General features: G+C 70.8%; 23 protein-coding genes and 2 pseudogenes. 15 read left to right on the top strand and 10 right to left on the bottom strand.

What is annotated here, in order from left to right; all coding sequences use genetic code 11:
* Positions 1-22 precede the first annotated feature (22 nt).
* Entirely contained in the window at positions 23-445 is a 423-nt protein-coding gene (locus OHS57_RS14935; protein WP_041988983.1) for a hypothetical protein, read from the bottom strand.
* A 196-nt stretch (positions 446-641) separates the two neighbouring features.
* Positions 642-2009, bottom strand: coding sequence for a diaminopimelate decarboxylase (locus OHS57_RS14930; RefSeq protein ID WP_328582255.1), 1368 nt, complete (start codon positions 2007-2009; stop codon positions 642-644).
* A 104-nt stretch (positions 2010-2113) separates the two neighbouring features.
* Here OHS57_RS14930 and hutU point away from each other — a divergent pair, with 104 nt between their 5' ends.
* Genes hutU through OHS57_RS14905 form a run of 5 tightly spaced genes read left to right on the top strand, consistent with a single transcriptional unit; the run spans position 2114 to position 8453 of the window.
* On the top strand, positions 2114-3793 hold the full coding sequence (gene hutU / locus OHS57_RS14925; RefSeq protein ID WP_328582254.1) for a urocanate hydratase: 1680 nt from the start codon (positions 2114-2116) through the stop codon (positions 3791-3793).
* Positions 3790-5049, top strand: coding sequence for an allantoate amidohydrolase (locus tag OHS57_RS14920; RefSeq protein WP_328582253.1), 1260 nt, complete (start codon positions 3790-3792; stop codon positions 5047-5049). Before hutU ends, OHS57_RS14920 begins: the two co-directional genes overlap by 4 nt.
* On the top strand, positions 5046-6479 hold the full coding sequence (locus OHS57_RS14915) for a formimidoylglutamate deiminase (RefSeq protein WP_328582252.1): 1434 nt from the start codon (positions 5046-5048) through the stop codon (positions 6477-6479). Before OHS57_RS14920 ends, OHS57_RS14915 begins: the two co-directional genes overlap by 4 nt.
* 17 nt (positions 6480-6496) lie before the next feature.
* Positions 6497-7732 carry an imidazolonepropionase gene (gene hutI / locus OHS57_RS14910; RefSeq protein ID WP_328582251.1) on the top strand — a complete coding sequence of 412 codons (1236 nt, stop codon included), beginning with the start codon at positions 6497-6499 and terminating at the stop codon, positions 7730-7732.
* A 55-nt stretch (positions 7733-7787) separates the two neighbouring features.
* Positions 7788-8453 (top strand): lipoprotein, encoded by a 666-nt coding sequence (locus OHS57_RS14905; protein ID WP_328582250.1) that lies wholly within the window; start codon positions 7788-7790, stop codon positions 8451-8453.
* Positions 8454-8495: 42 nt separating this feature from the next.
* Here OHS57_RS14905 and OHS57_RS14900 read toward each other — a convergent pair whose 3' ends face one another.
* The 3 genes and pseudogenes from OHS57_RS14900 to OHS57_RS14890 all read right to left on the bottom strand — a co-directional run bounded on the left by OHS57_RS14900 (position 8496) and on the right by OHS57_RS14890 (position 11350).
* Positions 8496-9407: a TIGR03619 family F420-dependent LLM class oxidoreductase gene (locus OHS57_RS14900; protein WP_328582249.1), complete on the bottom strand. Its 912-nt coding sequence runs from the start codon at positions 9405-9407 to the stop codon at positions 8496-8498.
* Positions 9408-9458: 51 nt separating this feature from the next.
* Positions 9459-9744 (bottom strand): annotated as a pseudogene (locus OHS57_RS14895) (helix-turn-helix domain-containing protein); the annotation flags it as partial.
* A 16-nt stretch (positions 9745-9760) separates the two neighbouring features.
* Positions 9761-11350: a GMC family oxidoreductase gene (locus OHS57_RS14890; RefSeq protein WP_328582248.1), complete on the bottom strand. Its 1590-nt coding sequence runs from the start codon at positions 11348-11350 to the stop codon at positions 9761-9763.
* A gap of 139 nt (positions 11351-11489) precedes the next feature.
* Here OHS57_RS14890 and OHS57_RS14885 point away from each other — a divergent pair, with 139 nt between their 5' ends.
* A complete protein-coding gene (locus tag OHS57_RS14885; RefSeq protein ID WP_198533272.1) occupies positions 11490-12119 on the top strand; it encodes a TetR/AcrR family transcriptional regulator in 630 nt (209 codons plus the stop codon).
* A 42-nt stretch (positions 12120-12161) separates the two neighbouring features.
* Here the strand turns inward: OHS57_RS14885 and OHS57_RS14880 are convergent, their stop codons facing one another.
* Entirely contained in the window at positions 12162-13100 is a 939-nt protein-coding gene (locus tag OHS57_RS14880) for an RNA polymerase sigma factor SigF (RefSeq protein ID WP_041989000.1), read from the bottom strand.
* 286 nt (positions 13101-13386) lie between these two features.
* Between OHS57_RS14880 and OHS57_RS14875 the strand changes: the two genes are divergently transcribed.
* Both OHS57_RS14875 and OHS57_RS14870 read left to right on the top strand, forming a co-directional pair.
* Positions 13387-13755 carry an STAS domain-containing protein gene (locus OHS57_RS14875; protein WP_041989001.1) on the top strand — a complete coding sequence of 123 codons (369 nt, stop codon included), beginning with the start codon at positions 13387-13389 and terminating at the stop codon, positions 13753-13755.
* A gap of 179 nt (positions 13756-13934) precedes the next feature.
* The gene (locus OHS57_RS14870) at positions 13935-14522 is read left to right on the top strand and encodes an ATP-binding protein (protein ID WP_041989002.1); all 588 of its coding nucleotides are present in this window, start codon (positions 13935-13937) and stop codon (positions 14520-14522) included.
* 105 nt (positions 14523-14627) lie between these two features.
* Here OHS57_RS14870 and OHS57_RS14865 read toward each other — a convergent pair whose 3' ends face one another.
* On the bottom strand, positions 14628-16160 hold the full coding sequence (locus tag OHS57_RS14865; protein ID WP_328582247.1) for a peptide MFS transporter: 1533 nt from the start codon (positions 16158-16160) through the stop codon (positions 14628-14630).
* Between the two features lie 275 nt (positions 16161-16435).
* On the opposite strand from OHS57_RS14865, the gene OHS57_RS14860 reads away from it, so the two are divergent.
* Positions 16436-17113: a response regulator transcription factor gene (locus OHS57_RS14860; RefSeq protein WP_041989006.1), complete on the top strand. Its 678-nt coding sequence runs from the start codon at positions 16436-16438 to the stop codon at positions 17111-17113.
* 7 nt (positions 17114-17120) lie between these two features.
* On the top strand, positions 17121-18392 hold the full coding sequence (locus OHS57_RS14855; protein ID WP_041989008.1) for an ATP-binding protein: 1272 nt from the start codon (positions 17121-17123) through the stop codon (positions 18390-18392).
* On the opposite strand, the gene OHS57_RS14850 is transcribed toward OHS57_RS14855, so the two are convergent.
* On the bottom strand, positions 18337-18840 hold the full coding sequence (locus OHS57_RS14850) for a GtrA family protein (RefSeq protein WP_041989010.1): 504 nt from the start codon (positions 18838-18840) through the stop codon (positions 18337-18339). The genes OHS57_RS14855 and OHS57_RS14850 overlap by 56 nt on opposite strands.
* A 92-nt stretch (positions 18841-18932) precedes the next feature.
* On the opposite strand from OHS57_RS14850, the gene OHS57_RS14845 reads away from it, so the two are divergent.
* The 3 genes from OHS57_RS14845 to OHS57_RS14835 are packed head-to-tail and all read left to right on the top strand — an operon-like array spanning position 18933 to position 21816.
* On the top strand, positions 18933-20075 hold the full coding sequence (locus OHS57_RS14845; protein WP_328585065.1) for a 5-(carboxyamino)imidazole ribonucleotide synthase: 1143 nt from the start codon (positions 18933-18935) through the stop codon (positions 20073-20075).
* A complete protein-coding gene (purE, locus tag OHS57_RS14840; RefSeq protein WP_328582246.1) occupies positions 20072-20596 on the top strand; it encodes a 5-(carboxyamino)imidazole ribonucleotide mutase in 525 nt (174 codons plus the stop codon). The genes OHS57_RS14845 and purE overlap by 4 nt, the downstream gene beginning before the upstream one ends.
* A gap of 23 nt (positions 20597-20619) precedes the next feature.
* Complete coding sequence (locus OHS57_RS14835; protein WP_328585064.1) at positions 20620-21816, top strand: dipeptidase; 1197 nt, start codon at positions 20620-20622, stop codon at positions 21814-21816.
* A gap of 219 nt (positions 21817-22035) precedes the next feature.
* On the opposite strand, the gene OHS57_RS14830 is transcribed toward OHS57_RS14835, so the two are convergent.
* The gene (locus OHS57_RS14830) at positions 22036-22386 is read right to left on the bottom strand and encodes a VOC family protein (protein ID WP_041989016.1); all 351 of its coding nucleotides are present in this window, start codon (positions 22384-22386) and stop codon (positions 22036-22038) included.
* A gap of 61 nt (positions 22387-22447) precedes the next feature.
* On the opposite strand from OHS57_RS14830, the pseudogene OHS57_RS14825 reads away from it, so the two are divergent.
* Positions 22448-22679 (top strand): annotated as a pseudogene (locus tag OHS57_RS14825) (CGNR zinc finger domain-containing protein); the annotation flags it as partial.
* A 6-nt stretch (positions 22680-22685) separates the two neighbouring features.
* Here the strand turns inward: OHS57_RS14825 and OHS57_RS14820 are convergent.
* Positions 22686-24032: a UDP-glucose dehydrogenase family protein gene (locus OHS57_RS14820; protein WP_328582245.1), complete on the bottom strand. Its 1347-nt coding sequence runs from the start codon at positions 24030-24032 to the stop codon at positions 22686-22688.
* A gap of 195 nt (positions 24033-24227) precedes the next feature.
* Here OHS57_RS14820 and OHS57_RS14815 point away from each other — a divergent pair, with 195 nt between their 5' ends.
* The gene (locus OHS57_RS14815; protein WP_041989019.1) at positions 24228-25400 is read left to right on the top strand and encodes an acyl-CoA dehydrogenase; all 1173 of its coding nucleotides are present in this window, start codon (positions 24228-24230) and stop codon (positions 25398-25400) included.
* Position 25401: the final 1 nt, after the last annotated feature.

The following is a 25401-nucleotide window of genomic DNA, read 5'->3' as shown; positions in this document are numbered from 1 at the left end:
TTCGGGCTTGCGGTGTTCGGGGTCATCCGAGCACCATCCGTTCGGCGAGCTGCTGCAACCGCAGCCTGGCCAGGGCGAGATTGCCCGTGTCCCGGTCGAGCCAGAGGTGCAGGAACACACTGCTGTCGAACGTCGTCTCGACGAAGCACAGGATGTGGTAGCCCGTGCGGGTCGTGACGATCAGGTCCTCGACCGGCGGTCCCTTGTCGCCGTCGGCCGCCGCGCCCCGGTCAGGCTGGTGGAGCGAGGGGAGCGGCGCGAACGCGGTGTACTCGGCGGCGGCCCTGGCCAGTTCGGCCGTCTCGGCCGCCGTGGCCTCGTGGTCGCCGTTGGGGGATTCCCCCACGGTGCCGAGCGCGAGGCCGCTCGTCCAGTCGACGACGGCCGCTCCGCGCGCCCCCGGCAGGCCCATGGCCTCTTCCAGGCATGCGTCGATTCCGGGCACGCGGACTCCCCTCCCAAGTCGGTCGCGCAGGCGCACAGTCGTACGGAGCTGTGACCGTGAGATTACGCAACGTTCGCAAGGGGAGAGGAAGTTGTGGCATTTTCCATCGGAACATGCGCTTAGGAGATAAAGTCCGCCCCGCGCATGTCCCGAGGCCGGGGGTGTTCCGGGCGCGCCCGGTCTGTTCCGGAGGGGGTCAGTCCGTCAGCAGGGCGTCCGCCAGCGCGCCGCCCGATTCCGCCACGATCTCGGCGACCGTCTGCGCCGCCCGTACGGTGGCGAACCGCACCGACCCGTCCTGCGCCGTGCTGAAGCCGTAGATACCGGGCCTGGCAAGGCTGTTGTACGCGTAGTGGTTCGAGAAGTAGTACGCGCCGGTGTCGAGGGCCGCCACGAGATCGCCCTGCGCCAGCAGCGGCAGCTCCCGGTTCTCGGCGAGCAGATCGCCGGCGAAGCAGGCGGGGCCCGCGACGTCCTGCGCCACGGCCGCGCCCGTCCTGGGCCGGCCCTTCGCGTCGTACGGGGCGATGCGCAGCGGCCAGGAGGCCGGGTCGTAGACGGTGCGGGTGGCGATCTGCGCGCCCGCGTGGGTGACGGCGATCGGCCGGCCGCCCGCCGACTTGGTGTACTCGACGCGGGCGAGGACGGTGCCGTGCTTGGCGAGCAGGGAGCGGCCGAACTCGGTGACGAGCCCGTACCGGCCGTCGAACAGCCCGGGGACGGTCTCCTTCAGCAGCCGGGCGTAGTCGGCGTAGGTCGGCGTCTCCTCGTCGGAGGCGAAGTTGACCGGGAGGCCGCCGCCGATGTCGAGGGTGTCGATCTGCCGGCGGCCCGCCGCCGCGTTGATCTCCTCGGCCAGCTCGTACACCTCGCGCACGCCCTGCGCCATGCGGGCGAACGCGACGCCCTGGGAGCCGGAGTGGATGTGCAGCCGGGACAGCCAGGGCCGCTCGGCGAAGGCCCGCAGGACCCAGGCGCGGGCGCCCTCGTCGCGCAGCGCTACGCCGAACTTGGACGTCGCGGTCGCCGTGGACAGCGCGCCGATGGAGCCGCCGCCGGTCTGCGGGTTGACCCGCAGGCCGAGCGGGGAGCGGGTGGCGGCCGAGCTGACGAGACCGTCGAGCCTGGCCAGCTCCTGCGGGTTGTCGGCGTTGACCGCGATGCCGAGCGCGAGGGCTTCGCGCAGCTCGCCGAGGGTCTTGGCGGGGGAGTCGAGCACGGTGCGCCGCGGCGGGACGCCGGCCGCGCGGGCGAGGGCCAGCTCGCCGGGGCTCGCGACCTCGGCGCCGATGCCCTGCCGGTCGAGCAGCCGCAGTACGGGCACGAGCGGGGCCGCCTTCACGGCGAAGGCGTGCAGGACGGCCGTGCCCTCGGCGGTCGCGTCGGCGAAGGCCGTACGGAGCGCGTCGGCCGACGCGCGTACCCCCGCCACGTCCAGCAGGGCGACGACCGGCTCGGCATCGTTGATCAGGCCTTGTTCGACCGCGGCGCGCACGGCCAGGTCGCGGCGGGCTGCGGCGGCTGTGGCGTGGTGGGCTGCGGGTTCTGCGGTGTTCGAGTGCATGACCCAATCATCCCTGATGGCCGCGGCCGCTGTTGACTACAACTATTCAAGCGGCAAGGATGTGAATGAACAGCTGAACATTCCATCCTGGAGGAGGCATCGCCATGTCAGGTCCCCGCCCCGTACGGGCCCCGCGCGGTACGGAACTGAGCGCCCTGGGATGGCCGCAGGAAGCCGCTCTGCGGATGCTCCAGAACAACCTCGACCCCGAGGTCGCCGAACATCCCGACAAGCTCGTCGTGTACGGCGGCACGGGCAAGGCGGCCCGCGACTGGCGCTCGTTCGACGCGATGGTCCGTACGCTGCGCACGCTGAAGCAGGACGAGACGATGCTCGTCCAGTCCGGCCGTCCGGTGGGTGTGCTGCAAACTCACGAGTGGGCGCCCCGGGTGCTCATCGCCAACTCGAACCTGGTCGGCGACTGGGCGAACTGGGAGGAGTTCCGCCGCCTCGAAGCCCTCGGCCTCACCATGTACGGCCAGATGACGGCCGGCTCCTGGATCTACATCGGCACCCAGGGCATCCTCCAGGGCACCTACGAGACGTTCGCGGCCGTCGCAGCCAAGCGGTTCGGCGGGACCCTCGCCGGCACGATCACCCTCACCGCGGGGCTCGGCGGCATGGGCGGCGCGCAGCCGCTGGCCGTGACCATGAACGACGGCGTCGTCATCTGTATCGACTGCGACCCGCGCGCCATCGAGCGCCGGATCGAGCACCGCTTCCTCGACGTACGGGCCGACAGCCTGGAGCAGGCGCTCCAGCTCGCCGTCGAGGCACGCGACGCCCGCAGGCCGCTCTCCATCGGGCTGCTCGGCAACGCGGCGGAGCTGCTGCCCCGGATGCTCGCCGAAGGCGCCCCCGTCGACATCGTCACCGACCAGACGTCGGCGCACGACCCGCTCGCCTATCTGCCGCTCGGCGTCGACTTCGACGACATGGCCGCTTACGCGGCGGAGAAGCCCGCCGACTTCACCACGCGGGCCCGCGAGTCGATGGCCCGGCACGTGGAGGCGATGGTCGGCTTCATGGACGCGGGCGCCGAGGTCTTCGACTACGGCAACTCCATCCGGGGCGAGGCCCAACTGGCCGGTTACGAGCGCGCCTTCGCCTTCCCCGGCTTTGTCCCCGCCTACATCAGGCCGCTGTTCAGCGAGGGCAAGGGCCCCTTCCGCTGGGCCGCCCTGTCCGGCGAGGCGTCGGACATCCACAAGACGGACCAGGCGATCCTGGAACTGTTCCCTGCGGGCGACTCCGCGCAGAACGAGTCCCTGCACCGCTGGATCAAGATGGCCGGCGAGCGGGTCCACTTCCAGGGCCTGCCGGCCCGGATCTGCTGGCTCGGCTACGGCGAGCGCGACAAGGCGGGCGAGCGGTTCAACGACATGGTCGCGAGTGGCGAGCTGGCCGCGCCGGTCGTCATCGGCCGCGACCACCTCGACGCGGGCTCCGTCGCCTCCCCGTACCGCGAGACCGAAGCCATGCTGGACGGCTCCGACGCCATCGCCGACTGGCCGCTGCTCAACGCCATGGTCAATGTGGCGTCCGGCGCCTCCTGGGTCTCGATCCACCACGGCGGCGGGGTCGGCATGGGCCGCTCCATCCACGCGGGACAGGTCACGGTCGCCGACGGCACGGCCCTGGCGGGCGAGAAGATCCGCCGCGTCCTGACCAACGACCCCGGCATGGGCGTCATCCGCCATGTCGACGCCGGGTACGAGATCGCCGAGCGCGTCGCCGACGAGCGTGGCGTCCGCGTCCCGATGCGCGAGGAGGACCCGGCATGAGCGTGCCCTCCGCCCCGAGCGTGACCCCCTCTCCGAATGTGCCCTCCTTCCAGCAGATGTGGCGCGAACTGGCCCCGGTCGGCCGGGACTCCGGCTCGCACGGCTACCGCCGCTACGCCTGGACCCCGGCCGACACCGACTGCCGCGCCTGGTTCCGCGAACAGGCCGAACTGCGCGGGCTGGCCTACGAGCTGGACCGCAACGGCAACCAGTGGGCCTGGCTCGGCGACCCCCTGGCCGGTGACGCCGTCGCGACCGGCTCGCACTTGGACTCCGTACCCGACGGCGGCGCCTTCGACGGCCCGCTCGGTGTCGTCTCCTCCTTCGCCGCGCTGGACGAACTGCGCGCCAGGGAAGCGACGTTCAGCAAGCCGCTCGCCATCGCCAACTTCGGCGACGAGGAAGGCGCGCGCTTCGGCCTGGCCTGCGTCGGCTCACGCCTGACCGCCGGGCAGCTCACCCTCGACCAGGCGCACGCCCTGCGCGACGCCGACGGCGTCACCCTGCCGCAGGCCATGGAAGCCGCAGGACACGACCCGGCCGCCATCGGCGCGGACCCCGAACGGCTGGCCCGCATCGGCGCGTTCGTCGAGCTGCACGTCGAGCAGGGGCGCGCCCTCGACCTGTCGGGCGACGCCGTCGGGGTCGCCTCGGCGATCTGGCCGCACGGCCGCTGGCGGTTCGACTTCCGGGGCGAGGCCAACCACGCGGGCACCACCCGCCTCGCCGACCGCCGCGACCCGATGCTGAGCTACGCCGAGACCGTGCTCGCCGCCCGCCGCGAGGCGGCGATCGTCGGCGCCCTCGCCACCTTCGGGAAGGTCTCCGTCGAACCCAACGGCGTCAACGCCATCCCTTCCCTCGTCCGTGGCTGGCTGGACTCCCGCGCCGCCGACCAGGCGTCGCTGGACATGGTCGTCGCCGGTATCGAGGCCGCCGCCCGGGAGAGCGCCGAGGCCGCCGGTATCGAGCTGAGCGTCGTACGGGAGTCGTTCACCCCCGTGGTCGACTTCGACCACGCCCTGCGCGAGGAACTGGCGAGGCTGCTGGGCACCGACGCCCGTCCCGTGCCCGTCCTGCCGACCGGCGCGGGACACGACGCGGGTATTTTGTCCGGATCGATCCCCACCGCCATGCTGTTCGTACGCAACCCCACCGGTGTCTCGCACTCCCCGGCCGAATCGGCCGAGGAGGACGACTGCGCCGCGGGGGTCCTGGCACTCGCCGACGTACTGGAAGGACTGGCGTGCGGATGACACAGCCACCGCAGGCGCCGCAGGCAGCCGAGGAACCACAGACATCGCAGGAACCACAGCCCGGGGGAGCCGGGCGCGCGCCCGGCGCCGTCTACTGGCTGGAGCACGCCTGGCTCGACAACCACGTCGAACCCGGGGTGGCGGTCGAGGTCGCCGACGGCCGGATCAGCGAGATCCGCACCGGCGTCGAGACCCCGCCGCCCGGCGCGACGGCGCTGCGCGGACTGACCCTGCCCGGCCTCGCCAACACGCACTCGCACGCCTTCCACCGCGCCCTGCGCTCCACGGCCCAGGTCGGCTCCGGCACCTTCTGGACCTGGCGCGACGTCATGTACCGCATCGCCGGCCGGCTCACCCCCGACACGTACCACGCGCTCGCCCGCGCTGTGTACGCCGAGATGGCGCTGGCCGGCATCGCGGCCGTCGGAGAGTTCCACTATCTCCACCACGCGCCGGACGGCACGCCCTACGACAACCCGAACGCCATGGGGGAGGCCCTGATCGCCGCCGCCGGCGAGGCCGGCATCCGTATCACCCTGCTCGACACCGCCTATCTCGCGTCCGGCATCACCGAGCGGCGCGGCGGCGCACCGCCGGACCGCCACCAGATCCGCTTCTCCGACGGCTCCGCCACGGCCTGGGCCGAGCGGACTTCCGCACTCAAGGGGGCGGACCACGCCAGGATCGGCGCGGCCATCCACTCCGTACGCGCCGTGCCCGCCGAACAGCTGGCCACCGTCGCCGAATGGGCCGGGCAGCGGCAGGCGCCGCTGCACGTCCATCTGTCCGAGCAGACCGCCGAGAACGACGCCTGTCTCTCCGTACACGGCTGCACCCCCACCCGTCTCCTCGCCGACCACGGCGTACTCGGCGCCCGCACCACGGGCATCCACAACACCCATCTCACCGACGACGACATCGCCCTGCTGGGGTCGACCCGCACCGGCACCTGCATGTGCCCCACCACCGAACGCGACCTGGCCGACGGCATCGGCCCGGCCGCCCGCCTCCAGCACGCGGGCTCGCCGCTCTCGCTCGGCAGCGACAGCCACGCCGTCATCGACCTCTTCGAGGAGGCCCGCGCCCTCGAACTCAACGAGCGCCTGCGCTCCCGCAGCCGAGGCCACTGGACGGCGGCGGCCCTGGTCAACGCCGCGACCGCCAACGGTCACGAAGCGCTCGGCTGGCCCGAGGCAGGCCGTATCGAACAGGGCGCCCTCGCTGACCTCGTCACCGTCGCGCTGGACTCCGTCAGAACAGCGGGGCCACTGCCCCGGCTCGGTGCGGAGACAGCCGTATTCGCCGCGTCAGCGGCCGACGTGCGCCATACGGTCGTCGGCGGCCGTCATGTCGTACGGGACGGTGCCCACGCGCTCGTACCCGATGTGCCGAGGGCGCTGGCGGAGTCGATCGCCGCGCTACGAGGCTGAAGGAGCGAACCCCCGACATGAACAAGCCGAGCCCGGCCACGGCTGTGCCGAACACCGGCACAACCGCCATCACCAACATCGCAAGCCTGGTCACCAACGACCCCTCCCTCGGTGACGGATCCCCCATCGGTCTGATCCAGGACGCGGCGGTCGTCTTCGACGGCGACCGCGTCGTCTGGGTCGGTGAGTCAAGCAAAGCACCCGCCACTGACAACGCCTTCGACGCGGGCGGCAGGGCCGCGCTCCCCGGCTTCGTCGACTCCCACTCCCACCTCGTCTTCGCCGGCGACCGCACCCAGGAGTTCAACGCCCGCATGTCGGGCCGCGCCTACTCGGCCGGCGGCATCCGCACCACCGTCGCCGCCACCCGCGCCGCGTCCGACGCCGCACTCGACGCCAACGTCGCGCGGTACATCGCCGAGGCGCTGCGCCAGGGCACCACCACCCAGGAGACCAAGTCGGGGTACGGCCTGACCGTCGCCGACGAGTCGCGCGCCCTGCGCATCGCGGGCCGGCACACTGACGAAGTCACCTACCTCGGCGCCCACATCGTCCCGCCCGAGCACACCGACGACCCCGCGGCCTACGTCGCACTGGTCACCGGCGACATGCTCGACTCCTGCGCCCCGTACGCCCGTTGGATCGACGTCTTCTGCGAGAAGGGCGCCTTCGACGGCGACCAGGCCCGAGCGGTCCTCACCGCGGGCAAGGCCAAGGGTCTGCACCCCCGCGTGCACGCCAACCAACTCTCGTACGGCCCCGGCGTCCAGCTCGCCGTCGAACTCGACGCCGCGTCGGCCGACCACTGCACCCACCTCACGGACGCGGACATCGACGCGCTCGCCCACAGCCGTACGGTCGCGACGCTGCTCCCCGGCGCGGAGTTCTCCACCCGCGCCACCTGGCCGGACGCCCGCCGGCTGCTCGAAGCGGGGGCCACCGTCGCACTCTCCACGGACTGCAACCCGGGCTCGTCCTTCACCTCGTCCATGCCGTTCTGCGTCGCGCTCGCCGTACGGGACATGGGCATGACCCCCGACGAGGCGGTCTGGTCGGCGACGGCAGGCGGCGCTGCGGCCCTGCGCCGCACCGACATCGGCCACCTGACCCCCGGCGCCCGCGCCGACCTCACGCTCCTCGACGCCCCGAGCCACGTCCACCTCGCCTACCGGCCGGGCGTCCCGCTGGTCTCCACGGTGTGGCGCGGCGGCCGGCGGGTGTACGACGCGTGGGTCTCGCCGCGCTCCCTATGATTGCGCGACAGCACAACGACGTTCACCGGGTGGGGATCCATAAGTGCGCAGTGCGATGCGGGGCTTGATACGGGGCGTGGGCTTCGGGGTGGTGCCGGCGGCGCTGCTGCTGACGGCCGTGACGGGGTGTTCGGGCGAGCCCGGGAAGGACAAGCGGGCGGGCTCCGCCGCGAGTCCGGCGAAGAAGGCGGACAGCGCCGGGAGCGCGGACGCCGGCGCCGTCGCCGTCGCGAAGAAGGGCGGTTCGGTCGGTGGCGCCGGCTCGCCGTGCGCCCTGCCGGTCACCTTCGACCTCGCGGCCGGCTGGCAGCCGGAGGCCGTCGACACGGACGGTGAGTTCGGCGCCCTGACGCAGGGTCCGGTGACGCTGAGCTGCGAGATCGACGCCAAGCCCGCAGGCAACATCGGCTTCCTGCGCGTCTGGACGGGCAGCGAGAAGAGCGCGGACGTCCGCGCGGACCTGAAGGCGTTCGTCGCTGAAGAGGCGGCCCACCGCGACCAAGAGACCTACACCGACCTCACGGTGGACGGCCTCGATGCGGCGGAGATCGTGTACGTCAACACCAGCGACGCACTCGACGCCCCGAAGAAGGAACGCGCCCTCGCCCTGGCCACACCGAAGGGCGTCGTCGTCCTGCACCTCGGTGGCCTCGACTCCGCGGAGCACGACGCGATGCTCCCGGCGTACGAACTGGCCAAGCGAACCCTTCAGGACGCCTGACCGTAAGCCCTCAGGCCCGTACGTACGCGACGCGGGCGCTCGTCATCGCCCCCTGGACAGCTCCAGCACCCGGCCGACGATGTCGAGCGCCTGGTCGATGTCGGTGGCGATCTCCATGAGGTCCACGAAGGCGTGGTCGACGGCGGTCTCCCGCTCCGCCCCGGCGATGGCCTCGGCCACCTGCTCGACCGTGGCCTCCTCCGTCGGGTAGACCCGCAGGATCAGGCCGAGGCCGGCGGGGTCCCGGCCCTCTTCCGCAGCGAGCCGCCGCACCTCGTCCGCCGGTACGTTGATCTGCGCCGCGTCGAACGCCCACCCCGCCGCCGATCCCGGCCGGACGACGGGCAGCCACCCGTCGGCCCGCCGGGCTGCGCGGCGCATCGCGGCCGGTGAGTAACCGCCCAGGTAGACCGGCGGGCGCGGGCGCTGCACCGGCTTCAGGTCGGCGTACGTCGCGGGGATCGTCCAGTGGGCGCCGTGGTACTCGGCGGGGTTGTCCGACCAGTAGACGTCCAACGCGTCGAGGCACTCGTCCAGCCGCGCCCCGCGCTCCTTCATCGGTACGCCGACGGCCGCGTACTCCTCGGGCGACCAGCCGACGCCGAAGCCCGGCAGCAGCCTGCCGCCACTGACCAGATCGATGGTGGTCAGCGACCTGGCGAGCAGGGCCGGCGGATACCAGGGCGCGTTCAGGACGTTGGTGCCGAGCAGTGCCCGCTCGGTGGCGGTCGCCGCGATCGTCAGCAGCGCGAACGGGTCGAGGAGCGCGTGGAAGGCCGCCGGGATCGTACTGCCGCCGCCGTACCCGACCGTCGGACTGACCGGGGCGAGCAGCCGGTCGCCCACCCACAGACTGTCAGCGCCCAGCTCCTCAGCCTGCCGCGCGAAGCGCGCGACGTCGCGGGGGAAGTGGGCGAGGGCACCCATCTGCGGCAACGTGAACCCGATACGCACGATGAACTCCGTTCCTGCCTGGCCGTTCGTTTCCTGCTTGATCCCTAGCCTCTACCTCGCGGCTTCGTCGCGCACGCGTTTCCGGTAGCGCAGCGGCGGTTCGCCGGTCTCGCGTTTGAATGCGGTGCTGAAGGCACTCTCCGACGCGTAACCCAGGGCGGACGCCAGCGCGCCCACGGGGTCGTTCCCGTCCCGGAGGGCGCGCTGTGCGAGGAGCATGCGCCAGGGTCTCCAGTTGCCAGGCGGTGCCCGGCTGGGCGTGCATCAGGGTGACGGCAGCGCGCAGCCGTTCGTCGGTCAGCAGCCGCAGCCAGCCGGGAGGCAGCGCGGTCTGGTCGAGGTAGACGCGGCGGCTATGCGACGGTCGCGCGTGCGATGCGTGTGGACGCTCGTTCGGCGATCATGATCGTGGGGGCCTGGGTGTTGCCTCGGGTGATGGTGGGCATGACCGAGGCGTCGGCGACGTACAAGCCCTCCGTACCGTGCACCGCCATCGTGGCCGGGTCGACCACCGCCGTGTGGTCGGTGCCCATCCGGCAGGTGCCGACCGGGTGCCATTCGCTGATCACGTTGCCGTCGATCCACGCGTCGAGGCCCTCGCCCGACCAGTCCTGGGGGGTCAGCGGTTCACCGCCGGTGGCCTTCGCCAGGGTCGGGGTGCGGAAGAGGTCGCGGGCTCGGCGGAGGCCGGAGCGCAGGCGGGCGCGGTCGCCCTCGTCGGTGAGATACCCCGGGTCGACGAGCGGCGCCCGGGTCGGATCCGGGCCGGCCAGTCGTACGGTGCCGTGGCTGTCCGGGTCCAGGACGCTGATCGCGCAGGTGACGACCGGCTCCTCCATGAGGGTCATCTCCGCGGTCATACCCAGCAGTGTCAGCGTGAACTGGAGATCGGCCACCGGGCGCGTGTCGTCGCTGCGCAGCACGGCCGCCGCCTGGGTGAGCGAGGCGAGCGGGCCGCGGCGCAGCAGCTGGTAGTCGCGTACGTCGTCCGCGGTCAGCGAATTCCAGAGCGGACTGCCGTCGGTCACCGGCCACACCGGGGTGACCATCGGGTGGTCCCGCAGGTTGGCGCCCACCCCCGGCAGATCGCGCACCAGAGGCACCCCGAGGCCGCCCAGGTGGTCGGCGGGGCCGACTCCGGAGAGCATCAGCAACTGCGGGCTGCGCAGGGCGCCGGCACACAGCACCACCCCGCGCCCGGCGCTGACTTCCGTGTCTCCCACCCGCACGCCGACGGCCCGCACGCCGTCCCACAGCACGGAGGTGACCTGCTGCCCGGTGGCGACGGTGAGGTTGTCCCGGCCTGCTGCCGGTGCCAGATAGCCGTCCACCACGCTGTGCCGCCGGCCGTCCCGGATGTTGCTCTGGACCAGGCCCACCCCCTCGCCGGCCGGCCCGTTGAAGTCGTCGACCAGCGGCAGTCCGTGTTCGACGCCGGCCGCGACAAAGGTGAGGGGCAGGGGCCCGGCGTCCCGGATCGAGCTGATGGACATCGGGCCGCCCACGCCGTGCCGCTCGTCGCCACCACGGTCACTGTCCTCGACGTCGCGCAGAGCGGGACGTACGTCGGACCAGCCCCAGCCCGTCGCGCCGCGCGCCTGCCAGGTGTCGTAGTCCTCCGGACGCCCGTGGAACCACGCCATCATGTTCATGCTGCTGCCACCGCCGAGCCCGCGCCCCTGCGGCAGCCCTACCCGGCGTCCGCCGACGGCCTGTTGAGGTGTGGTCAGGTCGCCCCAGGAGCGCGGTCCCGCGAGGAGCTGGAAGGCGTTTCCCGGGATCAGGGCCTCCGGTTCCGCGCCGGTGGTCGTGCCTGCCTCCAGCAGCAGTACGCGGCAGTCGCGGTCCTCGCTCAGCCGTGCGGCCAGTACGCAGCCGGCCGCCCCGGCCCCCACGATCACGAAGTCCGCCTCGGCCGGCAGCGACGTTGCCACGTGCGTCATCTCGGTCCACCCATCTCCGCGCCGGCGTCTGCGCGGAAGCGTCTGCGGCACGTCTCGTATATGTGGGCTCATCTTATCTGAGCTGGACTCAGGTGAACGTATGCCAGGTCGTCCGAATAGAGTTTGTATGATGCCAAACGTGACCCCCCGTACCCCCAGCCGTCGCGCCGACTACGCGGAGCAGACGCGTCAGGCGATCATCGACGCGGCCCGCACCCTCTTCGTCCAACGCGGGTTCTTCGGCAGCAAGATCGACGAGATCGCCGAACTCGCCCATGTGGCGCCGGGCACGGTCTACGCGGTCGGCGGCGGCAAACAGGGGCTGCTGCGGATCATGGTCGACGAGTGGGCGCAGGCGCCGCTGCTGAAGGAGAGCCTGGAGCGGATGCGCGGGCTGCGCGATCCCCGGGAGGTGCTGGCGCTCGTGGCCTCGTCGAGCCGAAGGGTCCGCGAGGACCACGGCGCCGTCATGCGGGTTCTGCTGCACACGGCGCCGCACGACGAGACCGCGGCCGAGGGCCTGCGCGAGTCCACCGAGCGCTACCGGGGCACACTGGCCGCCGTCGCCGAGCACCTGCACGGTCTCGGTGGTCTCGCCGACGGTGTCGATGTTCGGCACGCGACCGATGTCCTGTGGTTCTACTTCGGGTACGCCGGCTATCTCACGCTCACCGAGGACAACGGTTGGCCGCTTCAGCAGGCGGAGAAGTGGCTGCTGATCCAGTGCGAACGCACACTCCTGGGAGACAGAAGCCCCGCCGGGGAGTGAGCCGGCGGGGCGGTGGCGCTGGTGGGGCGTGGGTGGGGGTGGTCACTCCTCCACTGTCAGGCCCTTTCTGAGCCTTGTCAGCGTGCGCGAGAGCAGGCGGGAGACGTGCATCTGCGAGATGCCCAGTTCCTCGCCGATCTCCGACTGCGTCATGTTCGCGACGAAGCGCAGCGAGAGGATCTGGCGGTCGCGGGACGGGAGGCCGGCGATCAGGGGCTTGAGGGACTCGACGTACTCGATGCCCTCCAGGCTGTGGTCCTCGTAGCCGATCCGGTCCGAGAGCGCGCCCTCGGTGTCGTCCTCCTCGGGCTGCGCGTCCAGCGAGCTGGCCGTGTAGGCGTTGCTCGCCGCCATGCCCTCGATGACCTCTTCGCCGCTGATCCCGAGCGCTTCGGCCAGTTCGGCGACGCTGGGGGAGCGGTCGAGGCGCTGGGACAGTTCGTCCGTCGCCTTCGCCAGGTCGAGGCGGAGTTCCTGGAGCCTGCGCGGCACGCGCACCGACCACGACGTGTCGCGGAAGAAGCGCTTGATCTCGCCGATGATGGTTGGCATCGCGAAGGTGGGGAACTCGACGCCTCGGCTGAGCTCGAAGCGGTCGATGGACTTGATCAGGCCGATCGTGCCGACCTGGACGATGTCCTCCATCGGCTCGCTGCGGGAGCGGAACCGGGAGGCCGCGAACTTGACCAGGGCGAGATTCAGCTCGACCAGGGTGTTGCGGACGTACGCGTGCTCGTACGTGCCCTCTTCGACGGACTCCAGCCGCGCGAACAAGGTCTTCGACAGCGCCCGTGCGTCCAGCGCCCCGACCTCGTCGTAGGGCGGGATCTCGGGCAGGTCCGCCAGCGCCTCGGCGCCGGACAGGCCCTGCGCGCCGGATGCCGGAGTGGGGCCGGCGGCGGTCGGTGCGGGGATGGTCGGTACGGGGGGAGCTGCCGACGTCGCGATCGGGGTACGCGGTTCGTCGAGCCGGGGTGACATGGGGTCTCCTCCATCATTTTCGGCATATGGCTGCCGATGCCAATACGCGTTGCTGCGGTGTGCGGGCGCCTCCGAAGCCGGCTGTCTTGGATGTGTCCCTACTAGCCCTACCCGGTAGACACGGACAGTTGCAAGTGTTAATTGTGAGGTATGTCTGTATTGTTGGAGAGTTCGGCTACCGGCCGGCGTTCGAAAGGCGTAATGTTCGACCGGCGTCAATGACGTATGACGACAAGCAGGCGAAACCATCTGACGACGGCATACAACACGGCGAAGAGGGACGGGCATGGACCGCCAGACGGTCGGCAGCACGAACCGGGGCCGGCTCAGGGTCGAGGTTCGGACCGAGGGTCGGAGTGAGGTCGTAACAGTGGCCGGTGAGTTGGATCACCACACGGCCGAATTGTTGCGAGCCCCGCTGGAAGAAGCGCTTGAGCAAGGACGGTCACGCTTGGTGATCGACTGCTCGCAGCTGGAGTTCTGCGACTCGACCGGACTCAACGTGCTGCTCGGTGCCAGGCTCAAGGCGGAAGCCGCGGGAGGCGCCGTCCATCTGGCCGGCATGCTGCCCGTGGTGTCGAGGGTCTTCGAGATCACCGGCGCCGACGCGGTCTTCACCGTCCATGAATCGCTCGACGACGCACTGGTGGACTGACCAGGTGCGGCAAGCTCCGACCGACGACCTCTCGGACACTGACCCCTCACACTTCCGCACCGCCGGAGTGGGTGTTGTCACGACTCGGAGGGGCAGAAGACTCCCCGCAGGCCGCACAGGACTCTGCACTCTCTGTAAAGACCCACTGGCAATTGGTGAATCGGTGAGGTGAAGCGCTGATGAGCACCACCCGGCAGCCTCCGCCGGGCGACCTCGGCCCCGAGCCGGACGGCGCCGGACCTTCGGCTGCCACGTCCGCTCCGCCCGCGACGTCCGCCCCGGCCGCGGCGTCCAGCACAGCCGCCGCGCCCGCCGCGGCCGGTACGCCTGGCACCGCCGGTACGTCCGGCGTGCCCGACGGGGTGACCCGCACGCTCGCGCTGAGCAGCGCCAGCGGCGTCGTTCCGCTCGCCCGTGACTTCACCCGGCAGGCGCTGTACGACTGGGGATGGCTCCCCGCCGCGACGGCCGACCGGCGCGCCGCCGCCGAAGACGTCCTGCTGGTCGTCTCCGAACTCGTCACCAACGCGTGCCTGCACGCCGAGGGGCCCGAGGAACTGCGCGTCTCGCACAACGCCAAGGTCCTGCGGCTCGAAGTCACGGACCGTGGTGCGGGACAGCCCTCACCACGCACTCCCCACCGGGCGGGCCGCCCCGGCGGACACGGCATGTTCATCGTGCAGCGGCTCTGCCTCGACTGGGGCGTCGTACGGGCGCCCGGCGCGACGGGCAAGACGGTGTGGGCGGAGCTGGCAGCGCCCGCGTAGCAACACAACGGCTACGCGGGCGCCTCCGCGCGCTCGACGTCCCGGCCGGCGCCGGGACTCAGCGGTGGCGGGACTCGACGGCGGCGGGACCCAGCGCGGTGGACCTCAGTGGATGTCGCCCATCAGCTCCCGCACCCGCCTGCGGTACATGAACACCGCCACCCCGGCCAGCGCCGCCAGCAGCCCCTCCAGGGTCACCACTCCCGTACGGCCCAGATCGACCCCGCCGATCGACAGCAGCCCGGTGACGGAGTCGCCCGCCGTGACCGCCAGGAACCACACGCCCATCATCTGGCTCGCGTACTTCGCCGGCGCCATCTTCGTCGTCACCGACAGGCCGACCGGCGAGAGGCACAGCTCCCCGACGGTCTGGATCAGATAGATCCCCACCAGCCACATCGGGCTGACCAGGTGTCCGTCGCCCGTCCCGCCGGCCGCCATCGCCAGCGGGATCAGGAAGAAGAAGAACGAGACGCCCACGAGGAACAGCCCGGCCGCGAACTTCGCCACGGTCGCCGGCTCCTTGCCCCTGCGGTTGAGCCACAGCCAGAACCACGCGGCGACCGGCGCCAGCGCCATGATGAACACCGGGTTCAGCGACTGGTACCAGGACGAGGGGAAGCCGATCCCCAGCACCTCGCCCGCCGCCTTGTTCGTACCGAAGGCCTGGACCGTCGAGCCGCCCTGGTCGTAGATCATCCAGAAGACGGCAGCCGCGACGAAGAACCAGATGTAGCCGGACATCTTCGTCTGCTCGGCCCGCGACAGGTCCTTGTCGCGCTTTATCCGCACCAGCACGCCGGCCGGAATCACCAGCCCCGCCACCGTCAGCGGGATCATCGCCCAGTTGAGGGTGAAGTGGCCGCTGAGCCCGACGAAGCCGTAGACGAGGACGGCGACCAGCAGCCAGCCGAGCCCCTTGCGCAGCCACGAGGCGCGCTCCTCCGCCGACAGCGGGGTCGGTACGCGGCTGCTCTCCGGGCTCAGACTCTTCGTACCGATCAGGAACTGGACCAGGCCGAGCGCCATGCCCACGGCCGCGAGCGCGAAGCCGAGGTGCCAGTTGTACGTCTCGCCGACCGTGCCGATGATCAGCGGGGCGAAGAAGGCGCCGATGTTGATGCCCATGTAGAAGATCGTGAACCCGCCGTCGCGGCGCGGGTCGTCGGTCCCCTTGTAGAGATGGCCGACCATCGTGGAGATGTTGGCCTTCAGCAGCCCGGAACCGAGCGCCACCAGCACGAGCCCGCCGAAGAACGTCCCCTGGCCCGGCACCGCGAGGGTGAGATGGCCCACCATGATGGTGCAGGAGCCGATGGCGACGGTCTTGCGCGGACCCCACAGCCGGTCGGCGAGCCAGCCGCCCGGCATGGCCAGCAGATAGACCATCGACAGGTAGATCGAGTAGATGGCGGTCGTGGTGGCCAGGTCCATCCCGAGGCCGCCGCCCTGCAGCCCCTTCGTGGCGTCGGGCCCGCCGGAGATCAGATAGATCGTCAGCAGAGCCCGCATGCCGTAGAAGCTGAAGCGTTCCCACATCTCGGTCATGAAGAGAGTGGCGAGGCCGCGGGGGTGGCCGAAGAAGGTCTTCTCAGGACCCGGGGTGCGGGGCGAGTCCTTCGTCAGGCTGGACGCCATGGATCGATCCTTGCGTGCGTGGGGGGTTGGAGCTGCCGTGGCACATGAAAAGGACCCTTGGCGTGTATCGGGCCAAAGGTCCCTCAGTAGCGCAACGAACGGCTTGCCACCCTACGACACGACAGAGCGCCATATGGAAGGACTTGAGAGATGAAACACAGGCGCTCATCGGATCTGCTGCTCATATTCAAAGGTGGATCATCGGATCGCACCCGAACCCGCAGGCATTGACGATCATTGCCCGACGCCTGCCCCGTGCGGACTACCATCACCCCATGACCCGTGTACTGCTCGCCGAGGACGACGCTTCCATCTCGGAGCCGCTGGCTCGCGCCCTGCGGCGGGAGGGGTACGAGGTCGAGGTCCGTGAAGACGGTCCCACCGCCCTCGACGCCGGCCTCCAGGGAGGTGTCGACCTCGTCGTACTCGACCTGGGGCTGCCCGGCATGGACGGCCTCGAAGTGGCCCGCAGACTCCGCGCCGACGGACACACCGTGCCGATCCTGGTGCTGACGGCGCGCGCCGACGAGGTGGACACCGTCGTCGGCCTCGACGCCGGCGCCGACGACTACGTGACCAAGCCCTTCCGTCTCGCCGAACTGCTCGCCCGGGTACGGGCGTTGCTGCGGCGCGGCGCCACCGAGCCCGCGCCGGCGCCCGCCACCCACGGCGTACGGATCGACGTCGAGTCGCACCGTGCCTGGATGGGCGAGGAGGAGCTGCAGCTCACCGCCAAGGAGTTCGACCTGCTGCGGGTCCTGGTCCGCGACGCCGGCCGGGTCGTCACCCGTGACCAGCTGATGCGCGAGGTCTGGGACACCACGTGGTGGTCCTCGACCAAGACACTGGACATGCACATCTCCTGGCTGCGCAAGAAGCTCGGTGACGACGCGGCCAACCCGCGCTACATCGCCACGGTCCGGGGCGTCGGCTTCCGCTTCGAGAAGAGCTAGCGGCACCTTGCGACGTCGCCTGATCAGCTCCACGCTCGCCGTGGTGCTCGTCGTCATCGCCGTCTTCGGCGTATCCCTCGTCATCGTCGAGACCCGCACCATCAGCAGCAGCGCCCAGGAGAGCGTGGACTCCGAGGCGCTGCGGCTGGTGAGCATCGTCGACAGCCGGCTGCTCGGCGGCGAACACATCACGGCCGGTGTGCTGCGCCAGCAGATCGGCGCCGAGCGCTACGGCCGGATCGAGATGCCAGGACGGCCGCCCGTCGAGATCGGCGAGCACCCCACGGGCAGTGTGATCCGCGGCACGGCGCGCGGCGAGGAGGGCGAGACCGTCACCGTCGAGGAGCGCCGCTCCTCCGTCACGCGTGAGGTCGGCCGCACCCTGCTCATCATCGGCGCCGTGGCGCTGCTGGCCGTCATCGCCGCCGTCCTGCTCGCCGTACGGCAGGCCAACAAGCTGGCCTCGCCCCTCACCGACCTCGCCGAGACCGCCGAACGCCTCGGCTCGGGGGACCCGCGCCCCCGCCACAAGCGGTACGCCGTCCCCGAGCTGGACCGGGTCGCCGACGTGCTCGACTCCAGCGCCGAGCGCATCGCCCGGATGCTCACCGCCGAGCGCCGGCTGGCGGCCGACGCGTCCCACCAGCTCCGTACGCCGCTGACGGCCCTGTCCATGCGGCTGGAGGAGATCACCGTCACCGACGACCTCACCACCGTCAGGGAAGAGGCGACGATCGCGCTGACCCAGGTGGAGCGGCTGACCGACGTCGTGGAGCGGCTGCTGACCAACGCCCGCGACCCGCGCACCGGCTCCGCCGTCGCCTTCGACCTGGACGAGGTCGTCAAGCAGCAGATCGAGGAGTGGCGCCCCGCCTACCGCAGCGCGGGCCGCGCCATCGTCTGCTCGGGCCGGCAGGGCATGCGGGCCGTCGGTACGCCGGGAGCCGTCGCACAGGTGCTGGCGGCGCTGATCGAGAACTCACTCATGCACGGCGGCGGTACGGTCGCGCTGCGCACCCGGGTCACCGGGAACCAGGCCGTCATCGAGGTGACCGACGAAGGGCCCGGCGTGCCGCCCGACCTCGGGGCGCGGATCTTCGAGCGCTCCATCAGCGGCCGCAACTCCACCGGGATCGGCCTCGCCGTGGCCCGCGACCTCGCGGAGGCGGACGGCGGCAGGCTCGAACTGCTCCAGCAGCACCCGCCGGTCTTCGCGCTCTTCCTCAGCCGCGAGGCCCGGATCGGCCTGCCGAAGGAACCGGAGCGGCCTGTGCGGTGATCTCCTCGGCCGCCGCCGGCACCGCGCGGAACACCCACGAGCGGTACGACCAGAAGCGGAAGAGCGTCGCGACACCGATGCCGATGAACTTGAACACATTGCTCTGCAGCGGCGAGTCCCAGCCGAAGCCGTACGTCGCGACGAACAGCACACCGTTCTCGATGACCAGCCCCACCGCGCTGAAGAGCAGGAACAGCGACAGTTCCTTCGTGCGCCCGCCCTTGTCGCGGTCCCGGTAGGTGAAGTACCGGAAGCCGACGTAGTTGAAGACGATGGCGATGACGGTGGCCACCACACTGGCCCGCACCACCTGGAGATCGGTCGTGTGCCGGACGAGGTTGAACGCCAGCAGATTGACCAGCAGGCCCGCAGCGCCCACCGCGCCGAACTTGACCACCTCACGCACGAGGCGGTCCAGCCGCACGCGGAGTGCGTTCCGTTCGCTCATATGCTCGTCAGCCCCGTCCGTCGAATTCCCACCATGCTAACCACCGCCTCATCGGCGGATACCCTGGAAGGGTGACGTTCCCGGTAATCGGCATGGTCGGCGGCGGCCAGCTCGCCCGCATGACCCACGAGGCGGGTATCCCCCTCGGCCTGAGATTCAAGCTGCTCAGCGACACGGCGCAGGATTCTGCGGCCCAGGTCGTGCACGATGTCGTCGTGGGGGACTACCACGACCTCGACACGCTGCGTGACTTCGCCCGCGGTTGCGATGTGATCACGTTCGACCACGAGCATGTGCCGATCGAACACCTCCGCGCGCTGGAGGCCGACGGCATTCCCGTACGGCCGGGCCCCGACGCGCTGATCCACGCCCAGGACAAGGGCGTGATGCGCGCCCGGCTCACCGAGCTGGGCGCGCCCTGCCCACGCCACCGCATCGTCGCCGACCCGGCCGACGCGGTGGCCTTCGCGGCGGAGGGCGTCGTCGGTGGCGGCGTCGCGGGCGACGGGTTCCCGATCATCCTCAAGACCGTGCGCGGCGGCTACGACGGCAAGGGCGTCTGGTTCGTACGCTCGGCCAAGGACGCGGAGGAGCCCTTCAAGGCGGGCGTGCCCGTCCTCGCCGAGGAGAAGGTCGACTTCGTACGGGAACTGGCGGCGAACATCGTCCGCTCCCCGCACGGCCAGGCCGTCGCCTACCCCGTCGTCGAGTCGCAGCAGGTCGACGGCGTGTGCGACACGGTCATCGCCCCCGCCCCCGGGCTGTCCGACGCGCTGGCGGGGGAGGCCCAGCAGCTCGCCCTGCGGATCGCCGCCGAGCTGGGTGTCGTCGGGCACCTCGCCGTCGAACTCTTCGAGACGCGGGACGGCCGCATCCTCGTCAACGAACTCGCGATGCGCCCGCACAACTCCGGCCACTGGACCCAGGACGGCGCGATCACCTCGCAGTTCGCCAACCACGTACGGGCCGTGCTCGACCTGCCGCTCGGCGACCCGCGCGCCCGCGCACCGTGGACGGTCATGTGCAACGTGCTCGGCGGGGACTACCCCGACATGTACGCGGCGTATCTGCACTGCATGGCACGGGACCCGCAGCTGAAGATCCACATGTACGGCAAGGACGTCAAACCGGGCCGTAAGGTCGGGCACGTCAACACGTACGGCGACGACCTGGACGACGTGCTGGAGCGCGCCCGCCACGCCGCCGGCTACCTCAGAGGAACAATCACCGAATGACCTCCCCCCTCATCGGCATCGTCATGGGCTCCGACTCGGACTGGCCCGTCATGGAGGCGGCGGCCGACGCCCTCGGCGAATTCTCCGTCCCGTACGAGGTCGACGTGGTCTCCGCGCACCGGATGCCGCGCGAGATGATCGCGTACGGCGAGCAGGCGGCGGGCCGCGGCCTCAAGGCGATCATCGCGGGCGCCGGCGGCGCGGCCCATCTGCCCGGCATGCTGGCCTCCGTCACACCGCTGCCGGTGATCGGCGTCCCCGTACCGCTGAAGTACCTCGACGGCATGGACTCGCTGCTGTCGATCGTCCAGATGCCGGCCGGTGTCCCCGTCGCCACGGTCTCGGTGGGCGGCGCGCGCAACGCGGGGCTGCTCGCGGCCCGGATCCTCGCCGCGCACGACCCCGAACTGCAGGCGCGGATGCGCGAGTTCCAGCAGGAGCTGAACGACCAGGCGACGCAGAAGGGCAAGCGTCTGCGCGCCAAGGTCGAGGGCCCCGCCTCCTTCGGATTCGGAAAGTGAGCGAAGTGAACTCGGTGAGCGGTATGGACAGCACGGCGGGCGAGTACCTCGACAGGGCCCGCGCCCTCCTCGACGACTTCCCGGTCGTCGACGGACACAACGACCTGCCGTGGGCGCTGCGCGAACACGTCTGGTACGACCTGGACCGCCTCGACATCGCCGACGACCAGACCGGCCAGTTGCACACCGACATCGCGCGGCTGCGCAAGGGCGGTGTCGGGGCCCAGTTCTGGTCGGTGTACGTCCAGTCCGACATGGCCGGTGACGACGCGGTCAGCGCGACGCTGGAACAGATCGACGTCGTCGGCCGGCTCATCGACCGCTACCCCCATGACCTGGCGCGCGCCCGCACCGCGGACGAGATGGAGACCGCGCGCCGCGAGGGCCGGATCGCGTCCCTCATGGGCGCGGAGGGTGGCCACTCGATCAACAACTCGATGGCCACGCTGCGCGCGCTGTACACGCTGGGCGTGCGGTACATGACGCTCACCCACAACGACAACCTGCGGTGGGCCGACTCGGCCACGGACGAGCCGGGGGTCGGCGGCCTCTCCGCGTTCGGCCGCGAGGTCGTACGGGAGATGAACCGGCTCGGCATGCTGGTCGACCTCTCGCACGTCGCGGCGACGACCATGCGCGACGCGCTCGAAGCGACCGAGGCGCCGGTGATCTTCTCGCACTCGTCGTCCCGGGCGATCTGCGACCACCCGCGCAACATCCCCGACGACGTGCTGGCGGCGCTGCCGGCGAACGGCGGCGTCGCGATGGCCACGTTCGTACCGAAGTTCATCCTTCCCGAGGCGGTGGCCTGGACGAAGGCGGCGGACGAGAACCTGCGCGCGCACGGCTTCCACCACCTGGACACCAAGGCCGAGGCGATGAAGCTGCACGAGGCCTTCGAAGCCGCGAACCCGCGCCCGGCGGCGACGGCTTCGACGGTCGCGGACCACCTCGACCACATGCGCGAGGTCGCGGGCATCGACCATGTGGGCATCGGCGGCGACTTCGACGGGACGGCGTTCACGCCGACGGACCTGCACGACGTGGCGGACTACCCGAACCTGATCGCCGAGCTGCTGTCACGCAAGTGGTCGACGGAGGACGTCTCCAAACTGACCTGGCAGAACGCGGTACGGGTACTGCGGGCGGCCGAGTCGGTCGCGGCGTCGTTGAGCTCGCGGGAGCCGTCACGGGCGACGCTGGCGCTGGACGAGGCGTAGGTCGGTTCGTTCGGGGTTTTCTGTTCGGCCGGTGGTCGGTGCGGGTTCGGGGTTGCGGGTTTTGGTTGCGGTGGTTGCCGGGTGTCGTTCCGGGGTCGTGTCCTGCGCTGCATGATTTACGGCGCGTACTCGCCTGACGCGGAGCCACCGCAAAGATGCGCCACAAATCACGCTCTACGCTCCGGACACCACCCCTGCACGACCCCCTTCAGTCCGCGACTAACAGGCGCACAGGCAGAACGGGTGGCCCGCCGGGTCGCCGTAGACCCTGAACGTGCGCTCCCGGTCCGACGTGTCCAGCGGCTTCGCGCCCAGCGCCAGGACCTGCTTCTCGGCCGCGTCCAAGTCCTCGACGGCCAGGTCGAGATGGAACTGCTGCGACCCGTCGTCCGAGGGCCACGTCGGCGGTACGTAGCCGGGTGCGGCCTGGAAGGCGAGTGCGGTGCCGTCCAGTTCGACCCAGCCGTCCTCCTGCTTGATCTCGCCGCCCAGGAGTTCGGCGTAGAAGCCGGCCAGCGCGACCGGGTCGGGGCAGTCCAGGACGATGGCGCCCAGTGTGGCGGTAGGCATCTGGTTCTCCTTCGTTTCGGCTTCTTCGTTACTGGTAGGTCTTCTTAACTGATAACGGTTACTGCATGGTGCCACCGACCGGCTGGACACGGCCGAGGGCCGGGCCGAGTTCGGGCTGGCGCGCGATGGTGTCGCCCACGCTCGTGAGCTGCGTGTAGCGCTGCGCGCTGCTGTCCCGCGTCGCGTTGGCCGTTGCCACCGCGGCTGCCGACGGTACGTGGTCGCGTCTCAAGGCGTGCGAGGCCGAGACCTGCCGGTGGGCGTATTACGACCGCAGCCCGGCGGGTCGCGGACACGACCTAGGCGCGGGGCCGGCCCATCGCGCGGTACGTCCAGCCGGCGGCGCGCCAGAGCTGGGGGTCGAGGGCGTTGCGGCCGTCCAGGATCAGCTTGCGGGACGCGGCAGCGCCCAGCACCGCCGGGTCGAGGTCGCGGAACTCGCGCCACTCCGTGAGGTGCAGGACGACGTCGGCGCCGCGTACCGCGTCCACGGCCGACTCCGCGTACCCGAGCGTCGGGAAGAGCCGCTTGGCGTTCTCCATGCCCTTCGGGTCGTAGACGGTGACCTGGCCGCCCTGGAGATGGATCTGGCCGGCGACATTGAGCGCGGGGGAGTCGCGTACGTCGTCCGAGTCCGGCTTGAACGTCGCGCCGAGCACGGCGACCCGCTTGCCGAGGAACGAGCCGTCGCCGCCGACCGCCTCGCGCGCCAGCTCCACCATGTGGCCGCGGCGGCGCATGTTGATCGAGTCGACCTCGCGCAGGAACGTCAGGGCCTGGTCGGCGCCCAGTTCGCCGGCGCGCGCCATGAACGCACGGATGTCCTTCGGCAGACAGCCGCCGCCGAAGCCGATCCCGGCGCGCAGGAACTTCTTGCCGATCCGCTCGTCGTGGCCCAGCGCCTCGGCGAGCTTCTGTACGTCGCCGCCCGCCGCCTCGCAGACCTCGGCCATCGCGTTGATGAAGGAGATCTTCGTGGCGAGGAAGGAGTTCGCCGCCGTCTTGACCAGCTCGGCGGTCGGGAAGTCGGTGACGACGAAGGGCGAGCCCTCGCCGACGGGGGTGGCGTACACCTCGCGCAGGATGCGCTCGGCGCGCTCGCTGTGGACGCCGATGACGATCCGGTCGGGGTGCAGGGTGTCCTGGACGGCGAAGCCCTCCCGGAGGAATTCCGGGTTCCAGGCCAGCTCCACCTCGTCGCGCGCGGGCGCCAGTTCGGCGATGCGCCCGGCCAGCCGTTCGGCGCTGCCGACGGGTACGGTCGACTTGCCGACGACCAGCGCGGGCTTGGCCAGGTGTTTGGCGAGGCTCTCCACGGCGGAATCGACGTAGCTCATGTCGCACGCGTACTCGCCGTGCTTCTGCGGGGTGTTCACGCAGATGAAGTGCACATCGCCGAACTCGGCCAGCTCCGCCCAGTCCATCGTGAACCGCAGCCGTCCCGACGAGCCCTCGATGCCGACGACGTGTTTGTGCAGCAGCTCCTCAAGACCCGGCTCGTACATCGGCACCCGCCCGGCCGAGAGCATGTCGATCTTCTCGGGCACCACGTCGAGCCCGAGCACGTCGAAGCCCAGCTCCGCCATGGCCGCGGCGTGCGTGGCGCCGAGGTAGCCGGTGCCGATCACGGTGATCTTGAGGGCCATGGGTGCTCCAAGGGGCTGCGGACGGGGTGCGGTGCCCGAGCATAGCCGCGGGCCACCGGGCGTTCGCAGGCGCACTTCGGCGGGCGTGGTGGGCCTCCGTGTCAGCTGTCGGCAAACTCACGTATGCCCGCTGCGGCGGTGGCCTCTAAAATTGGGTTACTTAACGGTAGTTAGCATCTTGGGGAGTGAAAGACCGTGGCCGGACCGGCTGATTTCGACCTGTACCGCCCCGCCGAGGAGCACGAGATGCTCCGTGAATCCGTGCGGGGACTCGCCGAGGCGAAGATCGCGCCGTTCGCCGCAGCGGTCGACGAGGAGGCGCGCTTCCCGCAGGAGGCCCTGGACGCGCTGGTCGCGTCCGAGCTGCACGCCGTACATGTCCCCGAGGAGTACGGCGGCACCGGCGCCGACGCGCTGGCCACGGTCATCGTGATCGAGGAGGTCGCCCGGGTCTGCGCCTCGTCGTCCCTGATCCCGGCCGTGAACAAGCTCGGCTCGCTGCCGGTGATCCTGTCGGGCAGTGAGGAGCTGAAGGCGAAGTACCTGGCCCCGCTCGCCAAGGGCGACGCGATGTTCTCGTACTGCCTCTCCGAGCCGGACGCGGGCTCCGACGCGGGCGGCATGAAGACCAGGGCCGTGCGGGACGGCGACGACTACGTACTCAACGGCGTGAAGCGCTGGATCACCAACGCGGGCGTGTCCGAGTACTACACGGTCATGGCGGTCACCGACCCCGACAAGCGCACCAAGGGCATCTCGGCGTTCGTCGTCGAGAAGGGCGACGAGGGCGTCTCGTTCGGCGCCCCGGAGCGCAAGCTGGGCATCAAGGGCTCCCCGACCCGCGAGGTGTACCTCGACAACGTCCGCATCCCCGCGTCCCGGCTGATCGGCGCCGAGGGCACCGGCTTCGCCACGGCGATGAAGACCCTGGACCACACGCGCATCACGATCGCCGCCCAGGCCCTCGGCATCGCCCAGGGCGCGCTGGACTACGCGAAGGGCTACGTCCAGGAGCGCAAGCAGTTCGGCAAGCCGATCGGCGACTTCCAGGGCGTGCAGTTCATGCTCGCCGACATGGCCATGAAGCTGGAGGCCGCCCGTCAGCTCACCTACGCGGCGGCGGCCCGGTCGGAGCGCGTCTCCCTGGGCTCGGCCAAGGAGGACCTGACGTTCTTCGGCGCCGCGGCGAAGTGCTACGCGTCCGACGCGGCGATGGAGATCACGACGGACGCGGTGCAGCTTCTCGGCGGCTACGGCTACACGCGGGACTACCCGGTGGAGCGCATGATGCGCGACGCGAAGATCACGCAGATCTACGAAGGTACGAATCAGGTCCAGCGCATCGTCATGGCGCGGAACCTGCCGTAGC

The sequence above is a fragment of the Streptomyces sp. NBC_00370 genome (genome assembly GCF_036084755.1).
Taxonomy (GTDB): domain Bacteria; phylum Actinomycetota; class Actinomycetes; order Streptomycetales; family Streptomycetaceae; genus Streptomyces.
Note: the sequence above shows the minus strand (reverse complement) of the source record. Positions and strands in the feature narration are given on the sequence as shown.